Source organism: Mycobacterium sp. E1386 (genome assembly GCF_001672745.1).
Taxonomy (GTDB): domain Bacteria; phylum Actinomycetota; class Actinomycetes; order Mycobacteriales; family Mycobacteriaceae; genus Mycobacterium.
The window spans coordinates 1-8937 of sequence record NZ_LZKH01000039.1 but is presented as its reverse complement, the minus strand read 5'-3'; the positions used below and the strand labels follow the sequence as shown (position 1 = coordinate 8937).

Here is an 8937-nt window from a genome sequence, read left to right as displayed (position 1 = left end):
GGACAGCACGACCACGCGTCCCTTGCCAGGTGGTGTGGGACGCGTCCCGTGCTCGACGTCCGGTCCCTCCGCGGTCGGCAAGTCGACAGTGGTCCGGTGCCTGCGCGAGCGGATACCGGACCTGCATTTCAGCGTCTCGGCCACGACGCGGGCGCCGCGGCCGGGCGAGGTCGACGGCGTCGACTACCACTTCGTCAGTCCCGCCCGCTTCCAGCAGCTCATCGACGACGGCGCGCTGCTGGAGTGGGCCGACATCCACGGCGGACTGCACCGTTCGGGCACCCTGGCCGAGCCGGTGCGCACCGCCACCGCCGCCGGGATCCCGGTACTCATCGAGGTCGACCTGGCCGGCGCCAGGGCGGTGAAAAAGGCGATGCCCGAGGCCATTACCGTCTTTCTGGCCCCACCCAGCTGGGAGGACCTGAAGTCCAGGCTCGTCGGCCGGGGCACCGAAACCCCGGAGGCCATGCGGCGTCGCCTCGAGACCGCCCGCATCGAAATGGCGGCCCAGGACGACTTCGACGAGGTCGTGGTCAACCGTCAATTGGAGTCCGCGTGCGCCGAATTGGTATCCTTGCTGGTGGAAACTGCGCCGGCTCGGCATGATGCGCCTGGCCAGACCAGTCAGAACAGATCCAATCGAGATTGAGCATCGAATTGCCAGCGGTAGTTAAGCCGTTTCGGGGCTCTGACCGCCTTCGTACTTTGAGGAGATTGACCTAAGTGACCATTCCGCAGTCCGACGCCGCGTTGGCCGCCGTCCCCGATCGGTTCGACCCCTCTGCGGGAGTGCAGGGCGCCTACGACACCCCGCTGGGCATCACCAACCCGCCCATCGACGAGCTGCTGGACCGCGTGTCGAGCAAGTACGCCCTGGTGATCTACGCCGCCAAGCGGGCCCGCCAGATCAACGATTACTACAACCAGCTCGGCGAGGGCATCCTCGAATACGTTGGGCCGCTGGTCGAGCCGGGGCTTCAGGAGAAGCCGCTGTCGATCGCCCTGCGCGAAATCCACGCCGACCTGCTCGAGCACACCGAGGGCGAGTAACAGGCCCGGCGCGCTGTGGACAACCGCGATCGGGTCGCGAAAAAAGTCGTCGTCGGGGTCTCCGGAGGCATCGCCGCCTACAAGGCGTGCACGGTCGTTCGTCAGCTCTCCGAGGCCGGCCACCTGGTCCGGGTCATCCCCACCGAATCCGCCTTGCGGTTCGTCGGGGCGGCCACCTTCGAGGCGCTCTCCGGCCAACCGGTGCACACCGGGGTTTTCGAAAACGTCCCGGAGGTGCCGCACGTCCAGCTCGGCCAGAAGGCCGATCTGGTCCTGGTGGCGCCCGCGACCGCGGACCTGCTGGCCCGCGCGGTGCACGGCCGCGCCGACGACCTGCTGACCGCAACCCTGCTGACGGCGAGGTGCCCGGTGCTGTTCGCGCCGGCGATGCACACCGAGATGTGGTTGCACCCGGCCACCGTCGACAACGTGGCGACGCTGCGGCGCCGCGGCGCGGTGGTGCTGGAACCCGCGTTCGGCCGGCTCACCGGCGCCGACAGCGGGTCAGGGCGGCTGCCCGAAGCGGAGGAGATCACCACGCTGGCCCAGCTGCTGCTGGAACGCCACGACGCGCTTCCCTACGACCTCGCCGGCTGCAAGGTGCTGGTGACCGCCGGCGGCACCCGCGAACCGATCGACCCGGTGCGCTTCATCGGCAACCGCAGCTCGGGCAAGCAGGGCTACGCGGTGGCCCGCGTCGCCGCCCAGCGCGGCGCCGAAGTCACGCTGATCGCCGGGCACACGGCGGGACTGATCGACCCCGCGGGCGTCGAGGTGGTTCACGTCAGCTCGGCGGAGCAGCTCGGCGACGCCGTGGCCAAGCACGCCCCCGCGGCAGATGTGCTGGTGATGGCGGCGGCGGTCGCCGACTTCCGGCCCGCTCAGGTTTCCGCCGCCAAGATCAAAAAGGGTGACGAGGGGCCACCGGCGATCGAGCTGGTGCGCAACGACGACGTGCTGGCCGGCGCGGTGCGGGCGCGCGCCAACGGCGAGCTGCCCAACATGCGGGCCATCGTCGGGTTCGCCGCGGAGACGGGCGATGCCAACGGGGATGTGCTGTTCCACGCCCGTGCCAAGCTGCGCCGCAAGGGCTGCGACCTGTTGGTGGTCAACGCGGTGGGCGACGGCAGGGCGTTCGAGGTGGACAGCAACGACGGGTGGTTGCTCGCCTCCGATGGCACCGAGTCGGCGCTGCAGCACGGCTCCAAGACGTTGATGGCCAGTCGTATCGTGGATGCGATCGCCACGTTTCTGCACGGCGGCGGGTAATACGGTTCGGTTCTCCTGTGGCGCCGGGCCAGGTGCTGGCCGGACGACGCCCGCCCATATAATTCGGTTAACTAATTATTCGGAAGGATTGAGATTGTGAGCGAAAATGGTCGCCTGTTTACCAGTGAGTCGGTGACTGAGGGACATCCCGACAAGATCTGTGACGCGATCAGCGACTCGGTCCTCGACGCCCTGCTGGCGCAGGACCCCCGCTCACGTGTCGCGGTCGAGACGCTGGTGACCACCGGCCAGGTGCACGTCGTCGGCGAGGTGACGACGACGGCGAAGGAGGCATTCGCCGACATCACCAACACGGTCCGCGAGCGCATCCTCGAGATCGGCTACGACTCGTCGGACAAGGGTTTCGACGGGGCGTCCTGCGGGGTGAACATCGGCATCGGCGCGCAGTCGCCCGACATCGCCCAGGGCGTCGACACCGCGTACGAGGCCCGGGTCGAGGGTGAGCGGGACCCGCTGGACGCCCAGGGCGCCGGTGACCAGGGCCTGATGTTCGGCTACGCGATCGCCGACACCCCCGAGCTGATGCCGCTGCCCATCGCGCTGGCCCACCGCCTGTCCCGGCGGCTGACCGAGGTGCGCAAGAACGGCGTGCTGCCCTACCTTCGCCCGGACGGCAAGACGCAGGTCACCATCGAATACGAAGACAACGTCCCGGTCCGGCTCGACACCGTGGTCATCTCCACCCAGCACGCGGCCGACATCGACCTCGAGCGCACCCTGACCCCCGACCTGCGAGAAAAGGTGGTCAACACCGTCCTCGACGACCTGGCTCACGACACGCTGGACACCTCGTCGACGCGGTTGCTCTTCAACCCGACCGGCAAGTTCGTCCTGGGCGGCCCGATGGGCGACGCGGGGCTGACCGGCCGCAAGATCATCGTCGACACGTACGGCGGGTGGGCCCGCCACGGTGGAGGTGCCTTCTCCGGCAAGGATCCGTCCAAGGTGGACCGCTCGGCGGCCTACGCGATGCGTTGGGTGGCCAAGAACATCGTCGCCGCCGGCCTGGCGGAGCGGGTCGAGGTGCAGGTGGCCTACGCCATCGGCAAAGCCGCCCCCGTCGGCCTGTTCGTCGAGACCTTCGGCACCGCCACGGTGGACCCGGTCAAAATCGAGAAGATCGTCCCGGAGGTGTTCGACCTGCGGCCCGGCGCCATCATCCGCGACCTGGACCTGCTGCGCCCGATCTACGCGCAGACCGCCGCGTACGGCCACTTCGGCCGCACCGACATCGAGCTGCCGTGGGAGCAGCTGAACAAGGTCGACGACCTCAAGCGCGCCGTCTAGGGGACGCCGGCCTTCGTGAACCGGTAGTCGTCCAGGTCGAATCGCCTGCTGCGCCAATAGGCCTCGACCGTGGTGGTGGGGCGCAGCGGCACGTCGCCGTTCTTGTCGAAGTAGTAGCTGTTGGCCAGCCGGCAGCTGTCCTGCCAGAAGATCTGCCGGTGCCGTCGGCGCATCATCTCGTCGAAGTACCGGTCGTTGGCTTCCTCGGTGACCTCGACGCGCGTCGCCCCCTCGCGCTCGGCCCGTTTGAGGCACCGCACGATGTGGTGGGTCTGCGTCTCGATGAGCGCGAAATATGAAGAGCCGACGTAGCCGTACGGACCGAACACCGTGAACAGGTTGGGGAAATCGGGGACGCTGACTCCCTCGTAGGCCTGCAGCCGGTGTTCGTCCCAGAACCGGCTCAGGGATTTGCCGCCGCTTCCGGTGACCGCGAACGTCGGGACGTCGTCGGGGTCCATCACTTTGAAGCCGGTGGCCAGGATCAGCACGTCGACGTCGTGGTTCTCGCCGTCGGTGGTGGCCACGGCCGCCGGTGTGATCTTGTCGATCGGCTCGGTGACCAGCCGCACGTTGTCCCGGTTGAACGTGGCCAGGTACTCGTTGTGGAAACCGGGGCGCTTGCAGCCGACCGCGTAGCGCGGGGTGAGCTGATCGCGCACCGTCGGGTCGTGAACCTGTTTGCGCAGATACGCCAGCCCCGCCGACTCCATCCTCTTGGCCAGCGGGATGACGGTGAAGTAGTGCGCGGAGATCGGGAAGGTGACTTCGACGAAGGCCTGGCTGAGTAACCGCTGCACGACTTTGCCGCCGGGGATCCGCATCGCCCAACGGGCCGGCGCGGGCAACGCGACGTCCAGCTTGGGGAAGCACCAAATCGGGGTGCGCTGAAAAACGGTGAGCTGCTTGACAATCGGCGCGATTTCGGGAATCACCTGAACGGCCGAGGCCCCGGTGCCGATGATCGCGACGCGCTTGCCGCTCAGGTCCTGGTCGTGATCCCAGCGTGCGGTGTGCATCGTGATGCCGCCGAAGCTGTCGACGCCGTCGATGTCGGGCAGGTTGGGCACGGTGAGCACGCCGCAGGCGCTGATCAGGAATCGGGCGGTCACCGTGCCGCCGGGATCGGTCTGCACCCGCCACAGGCACTGCTCGTCGTCGAACTCGGCGGCTTGTACCTTGGTGTTCAACCGGATTCGCGATCGGAGCCCGTATTTGTCGACGCAGTGCTCGGCGTACGCCTTGAGCTCGCGCCCCCGCGCGTAGGTGCGCGACCAGTCCGGGCTCTGCTCGAAGGAGAACTGGTAGGAGAACGACGGAATGTCCACGGCGATACCGGGATAGGTGTTCCAGTGCCACGTCCCGCCGACCCCGTCGCCCGCCTCGACGACGAGATAGTTCGACAGCCCGGCGTTGTCGAGCTTGATGGCGGCGCCGATTCCGGAGAAGCCGGCGCCGACGATCAGCGTGTGGCAGTCGGGAGTGCTGCTCATCGGTGTCCGCCTAGGGGTGTAGTGCTTTCTTGAGTGCGGCCAGCCCCCGGTCGGTGGCATCGCCGGCCGCGGGAATCACCAGAGCGAAGCTGGCGTAGCCGTGCACCAGGTTCGGCTCGTTGCTCAATTCCGCGGCCACGCCGGCGCTGTCCAGCAGCTCGGCGTAGCGCGCCCCGTCGTCGCGCAGCGGATCGTGTTCGGCCGTGCCGATGTAGGCGGGCGGCAACCCGGACAGGTCCGTCGCGTTCGCCGGGGCCAGGGTGACGGGCAGTGCCGTCGGGTCGCTGATGTCGTGGTCGGGCAGATACCAGGACAGGAAGGCGTCGATCACGTCGCGGTCCAGGATGGGCGCGTTGGCGTTCTCGGTGTACGACGGCAGCGACAGGTCCGCGGTGACGACCGGGTACCACAACAGCTGGAAGCTGAGCTCGGGTCCGTCGTTCTGGCTGGCCAGATGCGCCATCACGGCGGCCAGGTTGCCGCCGGCCGAGTCGCCGGCGACGGCGATGCGGCTGGGGTCACCGCCCAGCTCGGCGGCGTGCTCGGCGACCCACTGCAACGCCGCCCAGGAGTCGTTGACCCCGGCCGGGAACGGATGCTCGGGCGCCAGCCGGTAGTCGACGGACACCACGATGGCCTCGGCCCCGACGGCGTGCGCGCGGGCGAGGGGGTCGTGGGTGTCCAGTCCGCCGAGGCAGAAGCCGCCGCCGTGGTAGAAGACGACGACGGGCAACGCCTCCTCCGGCTCCAGGGGCGGCCAGTAGATGCGCACGGGAATGTCGGTGAGCTCCCCGTGACCGATCGTGCGGTCCTCAATGCGCAGGTCCGGCAGCATTTCGGAAGGGACCTGGAGCAGCCGCAGGCGCGAGCGTGCAACCTCCACGCCGTCGGCTGCGCTGAAGGTCATCGGGAAGGCGTCGAGCAACGCCTTGAACGCCGGATCGATGCCGGGTCGGGCGAAGGTGGGCTCCGTCATGGATTCACCGTACGCCCCGCATTCACCCGCGCAGCCCGGTTCGCAGGGCCCTCAACCCGCGCTCCATCGCGGCGGTGGCGGCGGGCACCACACCGCCGTAACCGAGGTAGCCGTGCACCAGGGTCTCGGCGTTGTGCACCTCGACCAAAACGCCCGCTCCAGCCAGCCGCTCGCCGTACCGAATGCCGTCGTCGCGCAGCGGGTCGTGACCCGCGACGGCGATGTAGGCGGGCGGCAGGTTGGACACGTCTGCGGCACGTCCCGGCGCCATGCCCGGCGGCGGGGCGGACAAGTCGACTTCGCCCGCGTACCAACGCGAGAACTCGGCGACGGCCTTGACATCCAGGATCGGCGCGGCGGCGTTCTCGGTGAAGGACGGCAGCGAGGCATCCCACATTGTGGAGGGATACCACAGCAGCTGGAACGCGATGAGCGGCGCGCCGCTATCACGCGCCCGCTGTGCCGTTACGGCCGTGATGGTTCCGCCGGCTGAATCCCCGGCCAGGGCCAACCGATTCGGATTACCGCCCAACTCGCCGGCGTGCTCGGCGACCCAAAGCGTTGCGGCCCAGGCATCTTCGATAGCCGCGGGGTATGGATGCTCGGGTGCCAACCGATAGTCGACGGACACCACGATCGCGTCGGCGCCCACCGCGTGCTGGCGGGCCGTGCCGTCGTAGCTGTCGAGGTCACCCACGACGAAGCCACCGCCGTGGAAATACAGCACCACCGGCGGCGCGGTACTCCCGGTGCTTGCGCCCAAATCGATTGGTGGCCAATAGATCCGAATGCCGATCGGCCCCGCCGGACCCTGGATGGTGCGGTCTTCGACGCGCAGCTCCGGATGCAGTGGCCGGCGGGGCAGGTCGCGGAACCGCTGACGCGCGGCATCAACACCGTCGTCGGTGGATAGCCGGAAGGGAACCGCATCCAGTACCTTCTGCAGGATGGGGTCGATCGCGGGCTTTTCGTCGGCTGTGTTATCCAAGCTTGGCATGGACGTACCGTACGCACCGCGTCTGGTGTTCGGCGGCTGGGTGGTGGCCGGCTGGGCGGCCCTCGGCTATGGCGTCTACCTGACGGTGTTGGCGTTGGGTTCGCCGCCGGGAACGGAGCTGACCGGGCACTGGGTGCTCCAGCCGCTGTTCAAGGCGTCGATGGCGTTGTTGCTGACCGCCGCCGCGGTCGGCCACGCCGTCGTCCGCGAGCGGCGGTGGCTGATGCCGGCGCTGCTGCTGTCGGCCATCGGCGACTGGGCGCTGGCGATCCCGTGGTGGGAGCCGTCCTTCGTCGTGGGCCTGGCCGCATTCCTGTTGGCGCACTTGTGCTTCCTGGGCGCGCTCGTGCCCCTGGCGGCAAGGCGCCCGTCGAAGCCGCGCATCGCCGCCGTGGTGGCCATGTGCCTGGCCACCATCGCGCTGCTGGCGTGGTTCTGGCCGCACCTGGACAAGCTGAAGCTTCCGGTGACGGCCTACATCCTCGTGCTGACCGCGATGGTGTGCGCCGCGCTGGTGGCGCAGCTGCCGACGATCTGGACGGCGGTGGGGGCGGTGTGTTTCGCGGTGTCCGATTCGCTGATCGCCATCGGCCGATTCATCCTGGGCAACGAGGCACTGGCGGTGCCGATCTGGTGGTCGTACGCCGCCGCGCTGATCCTGATGACGGCCGGGTTCTTCTTCGGTCGTGAGGCGCCGGCCGACGCCGACCCCGTGAAACCGGCCGAAAGCTGATCCCGGACGGTAAAGGCGTTGAGCAGCAACATAATTCGGCGCGCAGGGGTGCCGTGAGCGGCGCCGTGCGCACGCCCGTTCAGGTGGAACCCATCGCGCGGGTGCTGCCGATGCTCTCGGTTCCGCACCTGGACCGTGAGTTCGACTACCTGGTGTCGGCCGAGCAGTCCGACGACGCCCAGCCCGGGGCGCGGGTGCGGGTGCGGTTTCACGGCCGCCTGGTCGACGCCTTCTTGCTGGAGCGCCGCAATGACACCGATCATCAGGGCAAGCTCGGCTATCTGGACCGCGTCGTGTCGGCCGAACCCGTGCTGACGCCGGAGATCCGCCGGTTGGTCGATGCGGTGGCGGCGCGCTACGCCGGGACCCGGCCGGACGTGCTGCGGCTGGCGGTGCCGGCCCGGCACGCCCGGGTGGAGCGGGAACCGACGACGCCCCACCGGTTGCCGGTGCCCGCGCCCGTCGACCCGTCGGCGTGGGATGGGTACGCGCGAGGCGCCCAGTTCCTGGCCGCCCTGGCCGAGTCGCGGGCCGCGCGGGCCGTCTGGCAGGCGCTGCCGGGGGAGTCGTGGGCGGACCGATTCGCCGAAGCCGCCGTGCAAACCATTCTGGCCGGACGGGCGGTGCTGGGGATCGTTCCCGATCAGCGGGACCTGGACGCGCTGTGGCGGGCCGCGACCGCGCGGATCGACGAGAGCGGCGTGGTGGCGCTGTCGGCCGGGCTGGGGCCGGCGGCCCGGTACCGGCGGTGGCTCGCGGCGCTGCGCGGTCAGGCACGGCTGGTGATCGGCACTCGCAGCGCGGTTTTCGCTCCGCTCAGCGACCTGGGGCTCGTCATGGTGTGGGCCGACGCCGACGACTCGCTCGCCGAGCCGCGGGCGCCCTACCCGCACGCCCGCGAGGTGGCGATGCTGCGGGCCCATCAGGCGCGCTGTGCGGCGCTGATCGGGGGTTACGCGCGCACCGCGGAAGCCCAGGCGCTGGTGCGCAGTGGGTGGGCGCACGACATCGTCGCGACCCGGGCGGTGGTGCGCGCCCGCACCCCACGGGTGGTCGCCCTCGACGACACGGGCTACGCCGACGAACGCGACCCGGCCGCGCGCACCGCGCG

General features: G+C 69.4%; 8 protein-coding genes and 1 pseudogene. 6 read left to right on the top strand and 3 right to left on the bottom strand.

Features of this window, described 5'->3' with window-relative positions:
* Positions 1-22: 22 nt before the first annotated feature.
* From gmk to metK, 4 genes are all read left to right on the top strand, one after another.
* A complete protein-coding gene (gene gmk / locus A5709_RS04480; RefSeq protein ID WP_067947324.1) occupies positions 23-649 on the top strand; it encodes a guanylate kinase in 627 nt (208 codons plus the stop codon).
* 74 nt (positions 650-723) lie between these two features.
* Entirely contained in the window at positions 724-1050 is a 327-nt protein-coding gene (gene rpoZ, locus A5709_RS04475; protein ID WP_067947322.1) for a DNA-directed RNA polymerase subunit omega, read from the top strand.
* 15 nt (positions 1051-1065) lie between these two features.
* Entirely contained in the window at positions 1066-2319 is a 1254-nt protein-coding gene (gene coaBC, locus A5709_RS04470) for a bifunctional phosphopantothenoylcysteine decarboxylase/phosphopantothenate--cysteine ligase CoaBC (protein WP_067947320.1), read from the top strand.
* A gap of 96 nt (positions 2320-2415) precedes the next feature.
* Complete coding sequence (gene metK / locus A5709_RS04465; protein WP_067947318.1) at positions 2416-3627, top strand: methionine adenosyltransferase; 1212 nt, start codon at positions 2416-2418, stop codon at positions 3625-3627.
* Here the strand turns inward: metK and A5709_RS04460 are convergent.
* Genes A5709_RS04460 through A5709_RS04450 form a run of 3 tightly spaced genes read right to left on the bottom strand, consistent with a single transcriptional unit; the run spans position 3624 to position 7093 of the window.
* The gene (locus A5709_RS04460) at positions 3624-5120 is read right to left on the bottom strand and encodes an NAD(P)/FAD-dependent oxidoreductase (RefSeq protein ID WP_067947316.1); all 1497 of its coding nucleotides are present in this window, start codon (positions 5118-5120) and stop codon (positions 3624-3626) included. The two genes, metK and A5709_RS04460, sit on opposite strands and share 4 nt — an antisense overlap.
* Positions 5121-5130: 10 nt before the next feature.
* Complete coding sequence (locus tag A5709_RS04455) at positions 5131-6096, bottom strand: alpha/beta hydrolase (RefSeq protein ID WP_067947315.1); 966 nt, start codon at positions 6094-6096, stop codon at positions 5131-5133.
* A gap of 22 nt (positions 6097-6118) precedes the next feature.
* The gene (locus A5709_RS04450; protein ID WP_067947313.1) at positions 6119-7093 is read right to left on the bottom strand and encodes an alpha/beta hydrolase; all 975 of its coding nucleotides are present in this window, start codon (positions 7091-7093) and stop codon (positions 6119-6121) included.
* Here A5709_RS04450 and A5709_RS04445 point away from each other — a divergent pair.
* Entirely contained in the window at positions 7092-7826 is a 735-nt protein-coding gene (locus tag A5709_RS04445) for a lysoplasmalogenase (protein ID WP_067947311.1), read from the top strand. The two genes, A5709_RS04450 and A5709_RS04445, sit on opposite strands and share 2 nt — an antisense overlap.
* 110 nt (positions 7827-7936) lie before the next feature.
* Positions 7937-8937: pseudogene (locus A5709_RS04440) on the top strand (primosome assembly protein PriA); the annotation flags it as partial.

Bases quoted from the DNA above. Each gene is read 5' to 3' on its own strand.
- A5709_RS04460 (WP_067947316.1), bottom strand. From the start codon at position 5,120: ATGAGCAGCACTCCCGACTGCCACACGCTGATCGTCGGCGCCGGCTTC.
- A5709_RS04455 (WP_067947315.1), bottom strand. From the start codon at position 6,096: ATGACGGAGCCCACCTTCGCCCGACCCGGCATCGATCCGGCGTTCAAG.
- A5709_RS04445 (WP_067947311.1), top strand. From the start codon at position 7,092: ATGGACGTACCGTACGCACCGCGTCTGGTGTTCGGCGGCTGGGTGGTG.
- A5709_RS04450 (WP_067947313.1), bottom strand. From the start codon at position 7,093: ATGCCAAGCTTGGATAACACAGCCGACGAAAAGCCCGCGATCGACCCC.